The organism is Streptomyces asoensis, from assembly GCF_013085465.1.
Lineage (GTDB): Bacteria > Actinomycetota > Actinomycetes > Streptomycetales > Streptomycetaceae > Streptomyces > Streptomyces cacaoi_A.
In genome coordinates, this window is the sequence record NZ_CP049838.1 from 5307315 (window position 1) to 5326334 (window position 19020).

Below are 19020 nucleotides of genomic sequence, written 5' to 3' on the forward strand. Positions count from 1 at the left end.
TGACGTCCCTTCAGATGGTCGGCCATCAATCACATCCCTGTAAGAAACAGGTAAGAGATGAAAGGCCGATGAGGGACGTCTCTGAACACCGTTAGTACGGGCGATGAACTCGAAGTGAACGCGGAGGCGGAGTAGGGACGCGGTGGGCGTCCCTACTCCGGAAGGTCGCGCTTCTCCAGCGGGCGTACCGCCGGGCCCTGAAGGATCTCTCCGTCCGGGGCGAAGCGGGAGCCGTGGCAGGGGCACTCCCAGGCCTGCTCGCCGTGGTTGAAGGCCACGATGCAGCCGAGGTGGGTGCAGCGCGCCGAGACCGCCCGGAGCGTGCCGCCCTCGTCCCGGTGGACGGCGTACTGCCGTCCGCCCAGGCGCAGCACGGCGCCGTGGCCCGGGGGGATGTCGTCCGGCGCGAGGGCCGTCACGGCCGGCAGCCGGTCGCCGACGAAGTGCCGGGCCACCTGGGCCTGGTGTTTCAGGAACGTGGTCCCCTCGCGGACCACGGACGCCAGGCGGCGCGGGTCGTACAGGCCGCTCCAGGCGGTCTCGCGGCCGTTGACCAGGTCGCTGAGCAGACTGCCCGCCATGATGCCGCCGCTCATGCCCCAGCCGCCGAAGCCGGTGGCCACATAGGTGTGCCGGCTGCCGGGGTGGAGCGGTCCGACCAGAGGTACGGAGTCGGTGGAGTCGTTGTCCTGGGTGGCCCAGCGGTGGGTGAAGGTGAGACCGGCGAAGCGGTCGTCGGCCCAGGCGGACAGCCGGGCGAACCTCTCCTCGGCGTCGGCGGTGCCGGGGGTGAAGTGTTCCCCGGTGACGATCAGCAGGCGTTTGCCGTCGCGGTACGGGGCGGTGCGCACGGAGCGGGTGGACCGTTCCGGCGTGATGTACATGTCGCGCGGGGCGCGGTCCTCGTCGATGGTCGCGGCGACGACGAGTTCACGGCGTGGGCTGAGCCGGGTGAACAGCAGGGCCCGGTCGAAGACGGGGAAGTGCGTGGCGATCACGACCTCGCGGGCGCGGATCGACACACCGGTGTCGGTGCGCAGGACGCAGGGTTCGCCCTCGGTGAGGCCGACGACCCGTGTTCCCTCGTACACCGTGCCGCCCCGCCGGAGCAGGTCGTCGGTGAGCGCCAGCAGGTACTTGCGGGGATGGAACTGGGCCTGTCCGCTCACCCGGACCGCGCCGGCGACCGCGAAGGGCAGCTCGGTCTCGGTCACGAACTCGGCCGGAAGCCCCGCCTCACGCGCGGCTTCGGCCTCCGCCCGCAACTCCGCGACGTGCCGCGTATCCTCGGCGTAGGTGAAGGCCGCCGCCTCCTCCCACGCGCAGTCGACGCCGAGTTCCCCGACGATCTCGGCGGCGTGCCGGATCGCCTCGGTCTGCGAGCGCGCGTACAGGGCGGCGCCCTCGGGGCCGCGGGTGCGCCGCAGGTGGTCGTAGATCAGGGTGTGCTGGGCGGTCAGCTTGGCCGTCGTGTGGCCGGTGACCCCGGCGGCGAGCCGGTCGGCCTCCAGCACCGCCACCTCGCGTCCCTGCCGGACCAGCTCCCAGGCCGTGCTGAGGCCGGCGATGCCGGCGCCGACCACCGCGACGTCGACGGTGAGGTCACCGGACGGCGGGGGAGCCGGGGCGCCGGGCGGCGCGGTCTCCAGCCAGTAGGAGCCCTGGGTTCCTGTCGCGGCGTTCATGGCGGCCGAGTGCCCGCAGGGCGGAGTGATACGCCGGGATACGCCCAGATATGTAGCTCTTCCGCACCGCTTCTGGCGAAGTCGTGGTCGGCGGGTGCGTCTCGTCCCTGGTGTGGCACTCGCTGTGCCATGGAGTGGACGCGCAGGACGACGTGGGCCTTTCGGGGCTGGGTCGGGTCCGCCGCGGCCGCGGTGCGGCGGGCGGGGGAGGGGCCGGGCCGTGAGCGGGACCTGGCGGTGCAGGCGGGCAAGGCGGCGCTGGCCGCCTGGCTGGCGTGGGCGGTCGTGGGCTGGTGGCTCGAGGCCCCGATGGCGTTCGTGGCGCCGTGGGTCGCGGTCGTGCTGGTGGAGTCGACCGTGTACCGGTCCATCGCGCACGGGCTCCAGCAGCTCGCGGCGATCGCGGTGGGTACGGCGGTGGCGACAGCCGGGGCGCTGGCGCTGGGCAGCACGATGGCCGCCATGGCCCTGGTCCTTCCGGCGGTGCTGCTGCTGGGGCAGTGGCGGCGTCTGGGAAGCCAGGGTGTCTATGCCGCCAGCGGCGCGCTCTTCGTGCTGACCGGTGGCCAGGTGAGCGTCGTCTCGTCGGCGGCCCGCATCGCGGAGGCGGTCTTCGGCGCGGTGGTCGGTGTGGCGGTCAACGTGCTGATCCGGCCGCCGGTGTACCTGCGCGACGCCCGCGCCGCGCTGGAGGACGCGGCCCGTGAGGCGCAGGAGATCCTGGACGCGGTGGCCGAGGGGCTGGCCGACGGCGAGTGGGACGGGCCGGCGGCCGGGAGCCGGCACGAGCGGGCACTGCGGCTGGGCCGGCTGGTCGACCAGGCACGGTCGGCGATCGGCTGGAGCCGGGAGAGCATGCGCGGCAATCCGCGGGGTCGCCGCACGCGGCTCCTTTCCTCGCCCGGCAAGGCGTACGACGACGCGCTGGTCGTGCTCGACCATGTCGCCGTCCACACCGCGGGGGTGACCCGGACCGTGTGGGAGATCGCGGAGCGCGGGGAGGAGGCCCGGCCGCCCGCGGGCATCACCCGCGCCTACGCGGACTTCCTGCATCACACGGCGCGCGCCGTCCGGCTGTACGGCAGGACCCGGTTCGCCCCGGGCGGCCCCGACGACCGTACGGCGGAGCAACTGCGCGAGGCGGTCGCGGAGCTCCACCGCACCCTCGACGAGTTCCGCCGGCTGCTGCCGGGAGCGGTGCCCGACGACCCGGACGCGCTGGTGATGTACGGAACGCTGCTGGCCCAGGCGCACCGTCTGGCCGACCAGCTCGTCCGGGACTGACACCCCCACCCCCGACTACCCCCGACCACCCGACCACCCGACCACGCCGTCCCCGAAGGTTGGCGGGGCCCGCGTGGCAGGGTGGGTGGGGGTGACGACCGGGAGAGGTGGAGGACGCGATGGACTGGGAGCGGTTCGCTCTGAAGCTGGCGTCGATGGCCCGTGACCTTCTGGCGCAGGATTCGGTCGGGGACACGCTGGGCCGGATCGCCGCCTCGGCGACCGAGCTGGTGGAGGGCTGTGACGAGGCGGGCATCCTCATCCTGCGCGGGACGAAGGTGGAGACGGTGGCGGCCACGGACCGGCTCGTCGTCGACAGCGACCGGCTTCAGGAGCGGATGGGCGAGGGGCCGTGCTTCGACTCCGCCCGCACCGCCCAGGGGGAACGGGTGTTCCGCATCGCCGACTTCACCCACGAGGAGCCCCGCTGGCCCGCCTACGCGCCACGGGCCCGCGCCCTGGGCGTGGGCAGCATGATGGGCTTCCTGCTGTTCACCGAGGACGAGGATCTCGGCGCGCTGAACCTCTATTCACGCAGGCCCGGTGCCTTCACCGAGGCCAGCGAGACGGCCGGCTGGCTCCTGGCCTCGCACGCCGCGGTCGCTTTCGCCAGCGCCCGCGCGCACGCCCAGATGCAGGCGGCGGTCGCCACCCGGCATGTGATCGGCGAGGCGATGGGCATCCTCATGGGCGGTCACCGGCTCACCGAGGACGAGGCGTTCGACGTCCTGCGCCGCTTCTCGCAGGAGAACAACATCAAGCTCCGCGAGGTCGCCCGCCGGGTCTGCGAACAAGGCGGCCTCACCTGACCCGGACGGACCCACGACCGCGTCCGCCACCTGGCCCTCGGTGACCGATTCGGCTCTCCGCCGGATGCCCTGCGCGTACCGGGCCCGCGTCGGGTCGGCGCCGGGCCGTGAGCGGAAGGTCCGGCGACATCGGACGGTGCGCCGTGGCGAGCGGCCGGGACATCTACGCCGTCAGCGCGCCGCTCGCGGTGGAGGCGGTCGACCGCATCCTCACCGGCCGGACCCGCACGGTGGGTGTCGCCTCCGCCGGCGAGATCTTCGACGCGCCGGACTTCCTCCGCGCCCTGTCCCTGCACATCTCCTTCGTACGGCTCCAGCAGCGGACGGTGTCCTGACCGCGGGAGCCGGCCGCCTCCGCCGGGTCAGGACCCGAGGCGGCGGCGGTCCTCCTCGTCCCAGGTGCGGGTGTCGCGCGGCTGGACGTACGGCTCGTCGTCGGCCGGGTGGCCCCCGGCGACGGCGCGCTGGCGGACCATTTCCGCGTCGAACTCCAGGCCGAGCAGGATGGCCAGGTTGGTGATCCACAACCACACCAGGAAGATGATCACACCGGCGAGGGTGCCGTAGGTCTTGTTGTACGAGCTGAAGTTGGCCACGTACAGCGCGAACCCGGCGGACGCCGCCATCCAGATCAGCAGGGCCAGGAAGCTGCCCGGCGTGACCCAGCGGAAGCCGCGCACACGCGCGTTCGGGGTGGCCCAGTACAGGACCGCGATCATCACCGTGACCAGGACCACCAGCACCGGCCACTTGGCGATCGACCACACGGTGAGCGCCGCGTCGCCGACCCCGAGGGTGGTGCCGACCTGGCGGGCCAGACTGCCGGTGAACACCACGATCAGCGCGCTGATCACCGCCATGACCATCAGCACCACGGTCACGCCGACCCGCACCGGCAGCACCTTCCACACCGGACGGCCCTCGGGGATGTCGTAGACCGCGTTGGCGCTGCGGATGAACGCGGCGACATAGCCGGACGCCGACCACACCGCCAGCACCAGACCCACGATCGCCATGATCGAGCCGACCCCGCCCTTGCCCTGCATCTGCTGCACCGCGTTGCGCAGGATGTCCTGGGCCGCGCCCGGCGCGAGCTTCTGGATGTTGTCCAGGACCGCCTGGGTGGCCGACTGCCCGACGATCCCCAGCAGCGACACCAGCGCCAGCAGCGCGGGGAACAGCGCCAGGATCGAGTAGTAGGTCAGCGCCGCTGCCCGGTCGGCCAGCTCGTCCTTCTTGAACTCCTTCAGGGTGCCTTTCAGTACTGCTCCCCAGGAGCGTTTGGGCAGGTCAGTCGGCTTGTCGGGGGCCTGCCGCTCCACCTGCTCGTCCGGACCGACGGCGGCCGGATCCTGCCCGGTCTCGCCCTCGCGGTCGTCCGTGCGCTCGCCGTGCCGCTTGTGCGGCTTCAGTGTCCGTACCATGCCGGTCGTGTATCCGGCTCGGCACCGCTTATGCGTACATATGGAACATATCGGACTTTTCTTTTCCGAGCCCATGGGTGGGCGTCAGCGCGGGGTCCGGTCGGCGTCGCCGGGTGGGGGAGCGGAGGGCGCCGCCCCCAGGGGCAGAGCCGGCGCGTCCGGGCGGTCGGCGTACGGGACCGGGATCCAGGGGGCGGGGGCGGGGGCGTGAGCGGCGAGAGCCTGGGGGTACGCGGCGGGGAAGGGCAACGGCGGCGGGACCGGTGCCGGCGCGGGCACGGTGCGGGTCGGCGTGCGGCGACGCGCAAGCCAGAGGACGGCCGCCGTGTACAGGGCGATGCCGGCCAGGTCGACGGCCGCGAGCTGCCAGGGAAGGTCCGCTGCGGTGTCGTCGCTCTTCAGACCGTCGACGACGGCGGCCGAGACGCCGAAGGCCAGGAGGTTGTTCACGGCGTGCAGTCCGATGGCCGCCTCCAGCCCGCCGGTGCGTACGGTGAGCCGGCCCGCGACCACTCCGTACACGGCCAGGTCGGCGAAGCCCCACGGGGTGCCCCAGCCATGGGCGGCGGCGAACAGGACGGCCTGGGGCACGAGCGCCCACCAGGGAGAGCGCAGGAAGGCGCCGACCGCCTGCGTGAGCCAGCCGCGGAAGACGTACTCCTCGGCGGCCGCCTGGAGCGGTACCAGGACGATCAGCATGGCGAGGGCCGGGCCGAAGACCTCCCAGCCCGCCCACCGCGATGGCGTGGCGTCGTCCACGGGCAGCAGAAGCATGGCCCCGGTGGTCACGGCGAGGACCGGGAGGGCCGCCAGTACGCACAGCCCCAGCCAGCGCCACCGCAGTCCGCCCGTCACGGACGAGACCGTGCCCGCCGGGCGACGGCCGGTCCAGCGCACCGCGAGCAGGACGACGGGCAGGGCGGTGGCGATCGCCAGCAGGTCGAGCGCGGTGCCCGAGACGGGGCCGAACTCGACGGTTCCGTCCGGGGCTTCGGGGTAGCCCCTGGCCGCGCCCAGGGCGGAGCCGAGGCCGTAGAGCAGTCCGGCCACGAGCACGCACGCCACGGCCACGAACCCGGTGCCCAGCACGGGCCGCCACCATCGGTGACGGGCCGAGACGCGGGCCATGCGGTGATAGGGGAGCACTTCGGGGAGGAGCGCGGGAATCGGGGCGGCGAGCGGATTCGTCATGGCGACAAGCCTCGCCGCGGGCCCGTGTCCCCACATCGGCCGCGGGCACGAACGGCGTCTCTGCCGGAGGGTGGAGAGCGACCTCGTACCCGGGGCGGGTGCCGCGCCGTCGCACCCCGCCCTACGCTCGTGCCGAGATGGAGACGATACGCAACTGGCTGCTCCCCGCGCTGCTCGCGACCGGGCAGATCGCCTGGCTGTGGCCCGGAGCCGGTCTGGCCGGCGAGGGGGTGCCCGGGGCGGCGGCACTGGTCGCCGTCCTCGGCGCGGTGGTCGCGGAGACGGCCGCGCTGGGCCGTCGACGGCGGGCGCCGGTGCGGGCCCTGGCCTGGTCCCTCGGCGCTCTCCTGGTGGGCCAGGCGGCCTGGCCGGACGGCTACTTCGGGGTGGGTGCGCCGGTCGCGCTGTACTCGGTCGCGGTCCGCTGCCCCGTGCCCGTGACCGTACGCGCGGTCCCCGCGGCCGTGGGCGTCGAGTGGCTCCTGTCTCTCGTCCACGTCGGGGTCCGGCCCGCGCTCGCCTCGGAGTGGGTGCTCGGCGCGCTCCTGTACGTCGTCTGCGCGGGGCTCGGTGAGGCCCGCCGGCAGTGGCTCAGGGGACGGTCGCTCGCGACCCGCCTGCTGGCCGGCGCGGAGGAGGCCCGGCGGCGGGCGGGCGACACCGAACGGCGGCGTCTGGCCCGCGAACTGCACGACGTGAGCGCCCATCACCTGACTTCGGTCGTCATCACGGCCGACGCCGCGCGAAGACTCGGCGACAGCAGGCCCGAGCTGACGTCCGAGGCGTTGTCGTTCGCCGAGCGCACCGGCACCGAGACCCTGACGGCGCTCCAGCGGCTCGTCGGTCTGCTGCGTGACGTCGACCGTCCGGATCCCCCTCCGATGACCGCGCGCATCGAGGAACTCATCGCCGGATTCGGCCGGTTGGGGCGCCCGATCGATGCCGTGCTTCCCGACGACCTGGCCGGACCGGCGGCCGAGGCGGTCCACGGGATCGTCCGCGAGGCCCTGACGAACGCCCTGCGGCACGCCCCGGGCGCTGCCGCGCACGTCAGCGTCCTGCGCGGGGAGGGCGTCCTGGAACTGAGCGTCGACAACGCTCCCCCGCGCGGCTCGGCACCGGACGGCATCGACGCCGTCGACGGTCTGGGGTCGGGACGCGGCGTCGCGGGGATGAGGGAGCGGGCCGCGGCCGTCGGCGGGGAACTGACGGCGGGCCCCGCACCCGGCGGTGGCTGGCGGGTCCGGGCCACGTTGCCCGACGCCACGGGGCCGTGGGGTCCGCCCGAGGGCGCGGGCCGGCGCGACGTCCTGCGGGAACAGCGGCTGGCCGATCCCGCGCTGGTGTTCACGGCGACGCTCCTTCCGCTGGTGTTCGCCCTGGTCACCGCGGAGGAGTGGACGGGCGCGAGCCTGCGCGCCGCGGTGCCCGGCCTGCTCGTCGTGACCGTGCTGCTGACCGCTCACGCGGTGCCGCTGCTGTGGCGGCGGCGTGCCCCGTGGCCGGCGTTCCTCGGCGTGCTGGCCACGTCGTGGCTGTGGCCGGCGGCGGTCGCCGCGGCCGCGCTGCCGTCGCGGGTGTCCGAGTTCTTCGCCGGCGGAGCGCTCGCGGAGCTGCTGGCGGTGTACGCGGTGGCGGTCTACGGCCGGGAGGCCGCCCGCACCTGGCCCGCGTGGGGCGCGGCGGCGGTCTCGCTCTCCGGGACCCTGGTCGCGACGGCGGGCGCGGACGGCGAGTTGTCGGGCGAGGGCTCGATGTGGCCCGCCGCCGTGCTGATGTTCGTGCCGTTGGCCGTGGTGCTGGCTGCCGTGTTCGCCGGCCTGTGGGGCGCCGGGCTCGCCGTGCGGCGCCGACGGCTGCGGATCCTGGCCTGGGACGACTTCGCGCTGGCCGGCGCGCTGTGGCACGCGGAACGGGCCGCGGACGCCGAACGGCACCGGCTGGCGGCGAAGTTGCGCGACGCCGTCCTGCACCCCACGGCGGCACTGGTCGAACAGGCCCGGCAGGGCCGCCTGGAGGAGGTGGCCGCCAAGGCCCGGTCGGCACTCGCCGCCATGCGCGAACTCCTGCACAGCCTGGGTGAGTCGGAGGAGGATACCGGGCCGGGGCTCGCTCCGGCGCCCACCGCCGCGGACCTCGACACACTGTGCCGGACCGTGCGCACGGCCGGGCGGGACGTGACGCTGCGGGGCCTGCCGGAGGCCGCGCGGGACCTGCCGCCCGCTGTGGCCCTGTCGGCGTACCGGATCGTCGAGGCGGCGCTCGGCGCGGGCGATCGAGGGCCGGCGCGGGTCACGCTGAGGAGACGGCGAGACACCCTGCGGGTGACGGTGTCGGGCGTACCGCTGGCCGTGACCGGCCCGGTGGCCGAACGCCTGAAGGTGCGGGTGGGGAGGGGGACCGGACATATCGCTCTCGAACAGGCAGGTGTCGTCAGGGTGTTGCTGTCGACCCGGCCGGATCCGGCGCCCGCCCAGGAGGAGGCGTCCCCGTCGTCACACGCGTGATGGTCGTCGTGAGAGGGCACGCCGCCCCGAGTCGGAACCGGTGGCCTCGCACCTTGCTTGAAGCAAGGCAATTGCCAAGGTAAGAGTCCGTTTCGGCCGACGGCGATCACGGCGGCATTGCGCGTGATCAACAACCCTCGTGCCATGGCAACCTGCGTGCCGACACAGCATTTTGGATCCGGAGGTACACCGCGCGTGGCGGCGAAGAACAATCCCACTGTCAGGAGACGCCGTCTCGGGGCCGAGCTTCGCCGGCTCCGCGTGGCCAGCGGGCTGAAGAGCACAGAAGCGGCTGAGCGGCTCATGGTCTCCCAGCCCAAGATCAGTCACATGGAGAACGGCAACCGCGCCATCAGCCCCCGCGATGTGCGAGACCTCTGCGCGATCTACGAAGTGACGGACCAGCAGGTCATCGAATCCCTCATGGAGATGGCCAGGGAGTCCGGTCAGCGGGGCTGGTGGCACCCCTATGGCGACCTCTACGACAGCGTCTACATCGGCCTGGAGACAGACGCCGCCTCCTTGCACACCTACGCGCCCATGGTGGTCCCCGGGCTGCTGCAAACCCCCGCGTACGCCCAGGCTGTCATCGGGGAAACGATCCCTCGGCTCACCGGCGAACAGGCCGTCACACACCTCAAGGTGCGGCTACGCCGTCAGCACCGGATCTACGACCCGGCCTGCCCGCTGCGCCTGTGGGTCATCCTCGACGAATCGGCTCTGCGCCGCGTCGTCGGCGGCCCGGACGTCATGCGTGAACAACTGGAGCACCTGAACGCACTCGGCGCCGAGCCGCACATCACGGTGCAGGTCCTGCCCTACACGGCGGGCGCTCACCCGGGCCTGGCAGGACAGTTCTCCCTCCTGCGGTTCGCCGACAGTCCCGAGGCGGGGGTGGTGTACCTGGAACGGTTCACCAGCGATCTCTACCTGGAGAAGCCGTCCGACGTGCGGCACTTCAGCGTGATGTACGACCACCTCCAGGCCCAGGCCCTCACCCCGGACAGCAGCCGCGACTTCATCACCTGCACCGCCAGGACGTACGGCGACGCGGCGATCAACTCCTGAGTGGGCAGGCATGGCCCGCCCGGGCCCAGGGCCTCCGGCGGTGCGCGCCGTCAGCTACACATCACTGCCGCCGATGGCTGACGCAGGCGCCTGGGCGGGGACGCGGGCCTGCCTGAGCGGTGCTCCGGCCTGGTGGAGACTGGCGAGGGCCTGCCGGTAGGAGGTGATCAGCCCGGTCTCCACGTAGTCCAGACCCAGTTCCTCGCAGTAGCGCCGGACGATGGTCCGGGCCCTGCGCAGGTTGGGGCTGGGCATGCTGGGAAACAGGTGATGCTCGATCTGATGGTTCAGCCCGCCCAGTGCGATGTCGGTGAACCGGCCACCGCGCACGTTGCGTGAGGTGAGCACTTGGCGGCGGAGGAAGTCCGGGCGGTCCTCACCCGTCAGGATCGGCATGCCCTTGTGGTTGGGCGCGAAGAGGGAGCCGAGGTAGACGCCGAACAGGCACTGGTGGACGGCGAGAAAGGCGATCGCCATACCGGGCGGCAGCAGCCAGAGCAGAACGGTCAGGTAGACCGCGAAGTGCGCGAACAGCAGGGTGCCGTCGAGCGTGCGGTGCTTGAGCGAGCGATCGGCCAGCGCCCGCACGCTCGACACGTGCAGGTTGAAGCCCTCCAGTGTGAGGAGCGGGAAGAACAGGACCGCCTGCCGGCGGCCGAGCAGGCGGGGAAGCCCCTTGGCGGCCCGGGCCTGGTCCTGGGACCAGACCAGCAGGTTGGGGTCGAGGTCGGGGTCGAGTTCCGCATGGTTGGGGTTGGCGTGGTGGCGGGTGTGCTTGTCGTGCCACCACCCGTAGCCCATCCCGACACCGGCGCCGGCGATCCGTCCGGAGGCTTCGCTGGCCCGGCGTCGGCGGAACACCTGGCGGTGGGCCGCGTCATGGGCGAGCAGGGCGACCTGGCCGAAGACGACGGCCAGGAAGACGGCGACCGCCAGTGTCCACCAGCTGTCGCCGACGAGCGCGACGGCGGCCCACCCGCCGACGTAGAGCCCGGTCACCACGGTGATCCGCAGTGCGTAATAGCCGGGACGGCGCCCCATCAGGCCGGCATCGGCGATCTTTCTCGACAGTCGGGCGAAGTCACTGCCGGACGTCCCGGAGGGCGGAGGGCGGACCGAGGTGTTCGTGGTCATGAGGGTGAGACTCTCTCCGAAGGAGGCAGATGGCTCGGCGCCGCCTCGGGAGTTGCTGAGGCCTGGCCGCAGGTGGGGATGCGCTTCCGCCGTTGCGGAATGCGCGTGGCGCGACCGCGAAGCAAGGAAGACGTCTGCCTCGTCTGCCGCGGCAGCGCAGGCCCTCTGTCTGCGTGCGAGTTCCCTGACAGGCAGGTCTCACACCGTGACAGGGCAGCGCTTCTGGAGCGGCCGCGCGCTTTCGTCCTCATCGTCGGCGGGCTCAGTCGAGGGTGGCGAGGTGATCCGCGTCGCCGCCTCGCCACTCGATGAGGAAGATGGTCGCGTCGTCGGTCGTGGTGCCGCCGCGTTCCTGTTTCAGGGCGTGGGAGAGCCCTCGTACCACCGCCCGTACCGCGGTGCGGGCGTGGAGGATCCGGTTGGTCCACTCGATGAGCTGCTCCTCACCGAACTGTGCCCCGCCGGCCTGGTGCTCCTCGATCAGTCCGTCGGTGAAGCACAGCAACCGGTCCCCGGGCTGGAGCATCCGCTCGCTGACGACCGGCTCCTCACCGCCGAAGCCGACCGGCAACGTGGTCGGGCTCTCCAGCCGGTCCACCACTACGCGGTCACGGATGAGGAACGGAGCCGGGTGGCCGGCGTTGACCCACTGAAGCCGACCCGAGGTGATGTCCAGGATCATCATCTGAGCGGTGACGAAGTGGTCGGGGCCGAACTGCTCATTGATGGCCCGGTCCATGAACGCGTACACCTGGGACAGATCCGTATGGGCCCGTCGCGTGTGGCGGTAGGCGCCGACGGCCACCGTCGCCATGGTCGCCGCGTCCAGCCCGTGCCCCATCGCGTCGAGCATGGCCACATGCAGGATGTCGCCGTTGAGGGCGTAGTCGAAGCTGTCGCCGGCCACGTCGTAGGCGGGCTCGAGGATCCCGGCCACCTCGACCTGCGGAACGGTCATCGTCAGCGGGGGCAGCAACGACCACTGGATCTCCGCGGCGACACTCATCGGGGAACTGCGGCGGGCCTGGAAGAACTGGTCGGTGTAGGCGTCCTTGGTGACGATCATGTCCGCGACCAGACCGGCGAGTCTGCGCAGCAACCGCCGGTCGTCGTCGTCGACGCTGTCCAGGGTGAGGGCCATCGCCCCGATCTGGTCGCTGCCGTCCAGCAGCGGCAGGTACATCCGCACACTGCCGTCCTGCGGCACCTCCACCGTTCTGCGGCTCAGGAACGCCTCGCCGGCGGGGGAGCCCTCGACCGGCTCGGGACCGCCGACCTTCAGCCTGCGGCCCGGCAGCGGCACCAGCAGAACCTGCTCGTAGTCCTGGAGGAGGATGGAGACCTCCCGCCCCCCGACCCTGGCCACCTCTTCCGCGACGAGTGGGGCGATCAGCTCCGGCGGCATCTCGTGCGCCCGGTCCAGCAGCACACCCAGCAGTCGCTCGCCAAACCCCTCCGACCGGTCCACCCCGATCCGGTTTGGCTTCCGCCCACCGTCCGTCATCGCTGTCTGCTTCCCTTCGTCCCGGGGGATGGGGAACCAGGCCGTTCAAAGGCCGTTCACCACAAGGGGCTTGGGTCGACGGGGAAATCGGCGGACGGATCACGCCCTGCTCTCGGTGGCCGCGTCCGTCGTGCTCCAACGACCCCGGCGTATACACACCGGGGTCGCCCTTCCGGGCCGGTCGCACGTGAGAGTGTGCCGACCCGATCTCATGCTATGCCTGGTGCACATATCGGGCATCCGGTGTTTCGCGGCGCTCGGGTCTCAGATTTCGTCCGTCTGCGTACGGCCGTCCCCGGAAGACCGACTGGTGACCAGCCAGGAGCGCGCGGGCTCTGCCGCGCGGGCGGTGTCCACCGTGAGGTGGAGGCGGGTTCCGCCGGCCGCCGTGCCGACGGGATAGCTGCGCTGCTCGGACGAGGCGAAGCAGCGACGGAGCACCTCCGCGACCTGACGGGCGGCCTCGGGGGACGAGGCGACGAGGCGCACGTCGACGTTCCCGGCAGCGGGCGGTTCCGGTGACTCCACGGGGTGACGCCGTCCAGACCTGCCCACGGCCTCCACCGGGGAACCGGCCGAATCATCCGTGGTACCGCCCGGCTCGGCGTCGTCGACAGGGGGCGACGCGACAGCGGGCGACGTGATGGCTGTACCTCTGCTGGTCGCGGTCATGGCGTGAACCTGTCCCCGGGCTCGTCTTCGACGATCCGGTCCTGTTCCTCGCCGAGAACGGCACCAGCATCTGATCTGGTGTGCGAAGTGCTCCCGGTAATCCGACCCTACTCCGCGCGAAGGGCGCTTCTCGGTACTCGTCGGCACTTGTCGGCACTCCTCGGCCGAGGAGTACGCTGAACCTACCGAGGATTTTTCGCGCACCGGCTTCCACGCCCGTGTCGTTTTCGGCGATCGAACAGGCCGGGCCGACCGCAGTCGGACCGGGGCAGGGTTCGCGTCATGACTGCGACCATCACCCTCTCGCCGACACTCGAAGACCGGCTCTCGTCGTCCTCCCCCACCTCTTCCTCTCTCCGCCTGTCGCCGGCTCCCGCCGCGACCGTGAACCGGCGGGCCTCGACGACGCACAGATCTCTGCGGCCCTGGGCATGAGCCAACTTCCCCGGCTGCTCGCCGCGTTGACCGCGCGGCTGGATCCGCTCGCCCGGGTCGGCCTCGACGCGGGCGCCTGGGGCGAGAGGCCGGGCCATCTGGTCGTCGACGACAACGACGCCCCGGCCGAACGGATTCTCGCCGCCACCGGCGGCACCCCCGCCGACCGGACGCGCGTACTGCCCGGTGCTCCCGGCTGGTAGCCCACCGGATCGCAAGCACGCACTCCGGTGCCGGAGGCCGCGTTCACGAACCGCGTTCAGGCACCGCGTTCACGAACCGAGGGCTGTAACTCGGTTCGCCGGACCGGAGGTTCATCCCGTCCGACACCACGCACCCACACCCACACCCACACCCACACCCACACCCACATGCGTCCGGACAGAGGAGCCATGACCCTTCCACAACTGAACGTCTACCGGCACGAACGCGGCACCCGCATCCGCAGCATCGATGTCGACCTCACGGTGGTCACCTTCTGCGACGTCGGCGGGCGATCCTGCGGGATTCCCGTTGTCATGGGCGGTGCGCCGTGACGGCCCCGCGCGGCCGGGAGCAGTCGCTGCACGGTGACGGACGCACACCGTCCGCGATGGACGCGTTACGCCTGCGTCGGCTGAACCGCTGGCAGGCCGAGACCCTCAAGGAGGACCTGGCCGATCTGTACGTGGAATCCTCCCGGGCACGGCCCGGCGAGGGGTACCGGGGCCGGGAGGCGTTTCTGCGGCGCCTGACCGGCGCCATCCGGCGGCCCGGCTTCGCCCTGCTGATCGCGGAGAGCACCGCTTTCGCCGGGTGCGTCTACGGATTCCCGGTGCGGCGCGAGGGGACGTGGTGGCGGGGTTTCGACGGGCCCCTTCCGCGGAGCGTCGAACAGCTCACGGCGTCCGGTCACGTCTTCGCGATCACCGAGACAGTGGTTCACCCCCACACGGACGACAAGGGACTCGCCCGCCGCCTTCAGTACCGCCTGCTCGCCGACCATCACGCCTCGCTCGGGGCGACGTTGGTGGAACAGTCCGACTCGGCGATCTGCAAAGCCTTCCTGTCGTGGGGCTGGCAGGACATCGGACTGGTTCGTAGGCCGTCGGACCAGCAGGTTCTCCGGCCGTCGGACCCCGTGGTGCTACGAGCCCTGGTCCTTCCCCTCGGGCTGGGGCCGCGTACGGCCGCCCACCCGGACGGGCTCGCTCACGAAAACCGCACCCAGCGGCCAGGCTGACCGACACCGTCTGCGCTGGGTCCAACGGGGGCCGTTTCCTTGCCGGCGGCGCCACCCATTCGAGGGAATGCACATAGTCGGAAGTGCAACTCAAATGATTAACGCAGCACTGTGCGCTGTTTGAATGAGCGGGAATTTTCCCCTGTCCCGGTCATGCCGGAGAAAAGATATTTCTGCGTAATATGCGGCAGCAGCGACAAGGCTTCCGGGTGATCGGTAGGGCCCGGTATGCCACGGCCCCCACAGGAAATGGCCTTTTGATGAAGCTGAAGATCCCTCAAGCGGCAGACCGCCGCACTTTGTCCGGTGTGCTGGCCACCGTCCTCGCCGCGACGGTTTCCGCTGCGATGGTCTTCCTGACGCCGACGGCGGCGTCGGCGATTGCGTTGCCCGTACCTCTGGGCACTACCGCCAGCTATTCCGTTCTGGCGGGTCAGGGAGTCACCAACACCGGCAACTCGGTGCTCGCCCACGACCTCGGGACGCACCCGAATCCGGCCATCACCGGATTCCCCCCCGGTCTGGTGGGAGGCGCCGTCCACCCCGCGGACGCCGCGGCCCTCCAGGCCAAGGCCGACCTGCTCGTGGCGTACAACAACGCCGCCGGCCAGCCCGTGGACTTCGCGCTTCCGGCGGGAATCGGCGGAGGTCCGCCCCTGCTTCCCGGCGTCTACCACGCCACAGCCGGTGTCGGCATCACGGGCGACCTGGTCCTGGACGGTCAGGGGAGCTCCGACGCGGTCTGGGTGTTCCAGATTCCCGAGTCCCTGACGACGGCGACCTCCAGCCGGATTCTCCTCACCAACGGCGCTTCGGCGTGCAACGTGTTCTGGCAGATCGGCGAGGATGCGTCGCTCGGCGTCACCACCAGCTTCGTGGGCACCCTCATGGCCGAGAACTCGATCACCGTGAACCAGGGAACGAACGTCGAGGGCCGGCTGCTGGCCTCGGTAGGTTCTGTGACCCTCAACAACAACAGGATCTTCCTCGGCGGGTGCGCGGCCTCCACCACTGGTACGACGACGACGGGAACGAACGCCGGCACCTCCACCAGCGGGGGGCTTCTCGGCGGCGGCCTCGTCAGCGGTGGCCTCGTGACCGGTGGAGTCCTGGGCGGGCCCATCGTCGGGAGCGGCGGCACCTCGGGCATCACTGCCGGTAACTCGTCCGGGAACACCGCGGGCAACACCGCCGGGAACAACGCGGGCAACACCGCCGGGAACACCACCGGCGGGAACACCGCGGGCAACAGCGCCGGAAACACCACCGGCGGAAACGGCCCCGGCGGGAACGACCATGCGCCGGGCGGACCGGGCGGACCGGGCGGACCGGGCGGACCGGGCGGACCGGGCCACGGTGGCCACGGTGGCAACGGAAAGCCGGGCCACGGCGGCAAGCTCGACCTCGGGCAGTACATCCACCCCGGTAAGCCGGACCACGGCAAGTACGACCACGGTCAGAACGACCACGGCAAGTACAACCACGGTCAGGACGAGCACGGCAAGTACGACCAGGGCCAGGACGAGCACGACAAGTACAACCACGGCCAGGACGAGCACGGCAAGCAGCCCGACGAGAACTTCGGCTACGACGACGTGCCCAAGGGCCACGAGGGCGACGACCACTCCAAGGACCACGAGGGCTAGGCAGCGCACCTCGGTCAGTCCGCTCACCGGATGACGGCGCGCGGCGGAATTCTCATCGATTCCGCCGCACGCCGTCGGTGGCCGTCAGCGAGAAAGCCGGGCGCGAGCAGCTGATAGAGAAAGACAGGTAAGCGGTGTCGAGCGGAATCGACTCAGCGGACGTGGAGGAAATCCATCAGTCCGAATCCGGTCCGGCCACGCGGGAATGTCCTGACGTCAAGGCCGCGCCCCCCGGGCTGCCGAGAAAGGCCCGTGCACTGAAAGCAGGGCTGCGCGCCGCCGTGTTCCTTTGCCTGGCGGTGAGTGTCGTCCACGTGATGCTGGTGTTCCTCCACGTGGCACCGGCCAACACCGTCTCCAAGCGATACAGCCCGCTGATCAACGCCTGGGTGTACCCCTTCTTCGAACAGAACTGGCGGCTCTTCGCCCCGGACCCCGAATCCGTCAACCGGCAGATTCTGGCGAGAACCGCACGCACCGGCTCCGACGGATCGGTTCAGGTGAGCCCCTGGTTCGACCTGACCGCCGTGGACCGTTCCGCGGTCGAGCATCAGCCGTTCCCGAGCCACACGGCACAGAACATGTTGCGCCGTGCCTGGGCCGGCTACGTCGACTCGCACGGAGGAGACGACAAGGCGCGCACGGAACGCGCCCTGATGATGCAGAAGTACCTGAGCAACATCGCCGCGGACCGTGCCGCCGCCCACAGCAGCGGCACCTTCGACTTCATCCAGCTCCGCGTCGTCGCACTGCCCATCGCCGCGCCCGGCCCCGCCGCCGGCAACCGCCCGCCGACGCCGGTCGAGAACCGGCTCCTGCCCTGGTGGAAGGTGACCCGCCATGGAAAATGAGGCACAGAGGACCGCGTCCGTCGGCGTCGACCGGTGGCTCGCCGACCGGATCACCGCCGTGTGGGAACTCCTGACCGGCCGCCCGGTGTCCCTGTACGCGGCGTCGGTGCTGCGTATCGGCTACGGACTGCTCTACCTGACCTTTCTGCTGCGCGAGTTCCCGCACCGCGCCGAGATCTGGGGCCCCGGCTCGCCGTGGACGCCCGCCCTGGCTCGCCAACTCTTCGAGCAGACGGGATGGTTGAGCGTCCTGACCCTCTCGGACAGCCGCGCCTGCTTCGAGCTCTGCTACGTGCTGGCGCTCGTCACGTCCGCACTGTTCATGCTGGGCTGGCGGACCCGCGTCCTGTCCGTCCTCTTCGCCGTCGTGGTGACCTCGTTCCACGGCCGGGCGATCTTCATGACGGACGGGGGCGACAACCTGGTCCTGCTGATGTCCCTCTACCTCGTCCTCACCGCGTGCGGCCGGCGCTGGTCCCTGGACGCCCGCAGACACCGGCTGAAGACGGTTCGGGCGGGCGGCGCGCCGACCTCGGCGAGGAGCCCCTTCGCGTGCCAACTCCGCGATGCCAGAGCCACTTTGATCACGGTGGTGCACAACTGCGGCATGTTCGTCATCGCGGCACAGGTCTGTTTCCTCTACGGATCAGCCGGCCTGTACAAGGTCCAGGGAGCTTCCTGGGGCGGCGGCACAGCGCTCCACTACGTCCTGAACCTCGAACTCTTCCGGCCCTGGCCCGCCATCTCCCACTTCGTGGACGAGCACACGCTCGCGGTCGCCGTCGCGGGCTACATGACCGTGCTCTTGCAGGTGGCATTCCCGTTCGTGCTCTTCGGCAGGCTCAAGTACCCCGTTCTCGTCATGCTGCTGGGCATGCACATCGGCATCGCCGTGCTCATGGGGCTGCCTCTCTTCTCCGGCGCGATGATCGTCGCGGACGCCGTGTTCCTTCCCGACCGCTTCTACACCTTCCTGCCCCGCCTCTGCCGACGCGCGGTGCGGCGGACGGACAGCGGCCGGCCGGCACCCGGACGAGCGGCAGGCCCCGGAGCCGTACCCGCGCAGGGCGGGCCCGGCGACTCGCGTGGGTCGAAGCGTCGCGTCACCTTTGAAGATCAGTACTGACGGTGAATCCTATTTATGCTCAAGAGGATTGAGAGGACAATTCTCTCGGCTCATAACGTGCGGAGTGGGCCGCGAATTGGATTAATTACGAAATGCTCTCCTCAATGTTTCCCTCACGGCGGCGTCACTCATTTGCCGCGCATCTGGAGGAGGGGGAGCGGCGTTATCGGGATATGACGACAGCAAGGTCTCACGGCTTGCCCTACCGCGACGCGGGGAAGGATAAAATGCCTGCGACGCGTGATGTGACAGCGGGGAAATACACTTACCTGCCTGCTACGACACACTCGGCGACTGAGCCGCGTGGCACCTTGCACGGGGACGGCGCGCGGGTCGAACACCAGGTTACGGAGTCACTGCTCCGTGAGTTCCTGGCACTGCTGGAAGCGGCCCAGGAGGAACTCAATCGGCGGTGGAATGATCAGGCAAAGTCCGGCTGTCACGCGGACTGCGCGTGACAGG

At 71.0% G+C, this 19020-nt stretch carries 16 protein-coding genes and 1 pseudogene; 11 read left to right on the plus strand and 6 right to left on the minus strand.

All coding sequences use genetic code 11. From position 1 onward, the window contains the following. Positions 1 to 152: 152 nt before the first annotated feature. A complete protein-coding gene (locus tag G9272_RS23755) occupies positions 153 to 1685 on the minus strand; it encodes an FAD-dependent oxidoreductase (protein ID WP_171398436.1) in 1533 nt (510 codons plus the stop codon). 129 nt (positions 1686 to 1814) lie between these two features. On the opposite strand from G9272_RS23755, the gene G9272_RS23760 reads away from it, so the two are divergent. From G9272_RS23760 to G9272_RS23770, 3 genes and pseudogenes are all read left to right on the plus strand, one after another. Then, positions 1815 to 2969, plus strand: a complete 1155-nt coding sequence (locus G9272_RS23760; RefSeq protein WP_253267914.1) for an aromatic acid exporter family protein — start codon at positions 1815 to 1817, stop codon at positions 2967 to 2969. A 119-nt stretch (positions 2970 to 3088) separates the two neighbouring features. Further along, on the plus strand, positions 3089 to 3778 hold the full coding sequence (locus G9272_RS23765; protein WP_171398437.1) for a GAF and ANTAR domain-containing protein: 690 nt from the start codon (positions 3089 to 3091) through the stop codon (positions 3776 to 3778). Between the two features lie 116 nt (positions 3779 to 3894). Then, positions 3895 to 4113: pseudogene (locus tag G9272_RS23770) on the plus strand (saccharopine dehydrogenase); the annotation flags it as partial. Between the two features lie 27 nt (positions 4114 to 4140). Here the strand turns inward: G9272_RS23770 and G9272_RS23775 are convergent. Next, positions 4141 to 5202, minus strand: coding sequence for a YihY/virulence factor BrkB family protein (locus G9272_RS23775; protein ID WP_171398438.1), 1062 nt, complete (start codon positions 5200 to 5202; stop codon positions 4141 to 4143). An 84-nt stretch (positions 5203 to 5286) separates the two neighbouring features. Beyond that, complete coding sequence (locus tag G9272_RS23780) at positions 5287 to 6393, minus strand: CPBP family intramembrane glutamic endopeptidase (RefSeq protein WP_171398439.1); 1107 nt, start codon at positions 6391 to 6393, stop codon at positions 5287 to 5289. A gap of 137 nt (positions 6394 to 6530) precedes the next feature. On the opposite strand from G9272_RS23780, the gene G9272_RS23785 reads away from it, so the two are divergent. Beyond that, positions 6531 to 8900 (plus strand): histidine kinase, encoded by a 2370-nt coding sequence (locus tag G9272_RS23785; RefSeq protein WP_171398440.1) that lies wholly within the window; start codon positions 6531 to 6533, stop codon positions 8898 to 8900. Between the two features lie 195 nt (positions 8901 to 9095). Further along, a complete protein-coding gene (locus tag G9272_RS23790) occupies positions 9096 to 9968 on the plus strand; it encodes a helix-turn-helix domain-containing protein (RefSeq protein ID WP_171398441.1) in 873 nt (290 codons plus the stop codon). A 54-nt stretch (positions 9969 to 10022) separates the two neighbouring features. Here G9272_RS23790 and G9272_RS23795 read toward each other — a convergent pair whose 3' ends face one another. From G9272_RS23795 to G9272_RS23805, 3 genes are all read right to left on the minus strand, one after another. Next, the gene (locus tag G9272_RS23795) at positions 10023 to 11102 is read right to left on the minus strand and encodes a fatty acid desaturase family protein (RefSeq protein ID WP_171398442.1); all 1080 of its coding nucleotides are present in this window, start codon (positions 11100 to 11102) and stop codon (positions 10023 to 10025) included. Between the two features lie 262 nt (positions 11103 to 11364). Continuing rightward, positions 11365 to 12606 (minus strand): PP2C family protein-serine/threonine phosphatase, encoded by a 1242-nt coding sequence (locus tag G9272_RS23800; RefSeq protein ID WP_171398443.1) that lies wholly within the window; start codon positions 12604 to 12606, stop codon positions 11365 to 11367. Positions 12607 to 12870: 264 nt separating this feature from the next. Continuing rightward, the gene (locus tag G9272_RS23805; protein ID WP_171398444.1) at positions 12871 to 13134 is read right to left on the minus strand and encodes a hypothetical protein; all 264 of its coding nucleotides are present in this window, start codon (positions 13132 to 13134) and stop codon (positions 12871 to 12873) included. Between the two features lie 575 nt (positions 13135 to 13709). Here G9272_RS23805 and G9272_RS23810 point away from each other — a divergent pair. The 6 genes from G9272_RS23810 (at position 13710) to G9272_RS23835 (ending at position 18558) form a co-directional block, all read left to right on the plus strand. Continuing rightward, entirely contained in the window at positions 13710 to 13916 is a 207-nt protein-coding gene (locus tag G9272_RS23810) for a DUF5994 family protein (protein WP_216377828.1), read from the plus strand. Between the two features lie 189 nt (positions 13917 to 14105). Continuing rightward, positions 14106 to 14249, plus strand: coding sequence for a hypothetical protein (locus G9272_RS23815; protein ID WP_171394573.1), 144 nt, complete (start codon positions 14106 to 14108; stop codon positions 14247 to 14249). A gap of 56 nt (positions 14250 to 14305) precedes the next feature. Continuing rightward, positions 14306 to 14935, plus strand: a complete 630-nt coding sequence (locus G9272_RS23820) for a hypothetical protein (RefSeq protein ID WP_253267915.1) — start codon at positions 14306 to 14308, stop codon at positions 14933 to 14935. A gap of 260 nt (positions 14936 to 15195) precedes the next feature. After that, positions 15196 to 16581: an ice-binding family protein gene (locus tag G9272_RS23825; protein WP_171398446.1), complete on the plus strand. Its 1386-nt coding sequence runs from the start codon at positions 15196 to 15198 to the stop codon at positions 16579 to 16581. 161 nt (positions 16582 to 16742) lie between these two features. Continuing rightward, complete coding sequence (locus G9272_RS23830) at positions 16743 to 17432, plus strand: DUF5819 family protein (protein ID WP_253267916.1); 690 nt, start codon at positions 16743 to 16745, stop codon at positions 17430 to 17432. Then, on the plus strand, positions 17422 to 18558 hold the full coding sequence (locus tag G9272_RS23835) for an HTTM domain-containing protein (RefSeq protein ID WP_171398448.1): 1137 nt from the start codon (positions 17422 to 17424) through the stop codon (positions 18556 to 18558). The genes G9272_RS23830 and G9272_RS23835 overlap by 11 nt, the downstream gene beginning before the upstream one ends. Positions 18559 to 19020: the final 462 nt, after the last annotated feature.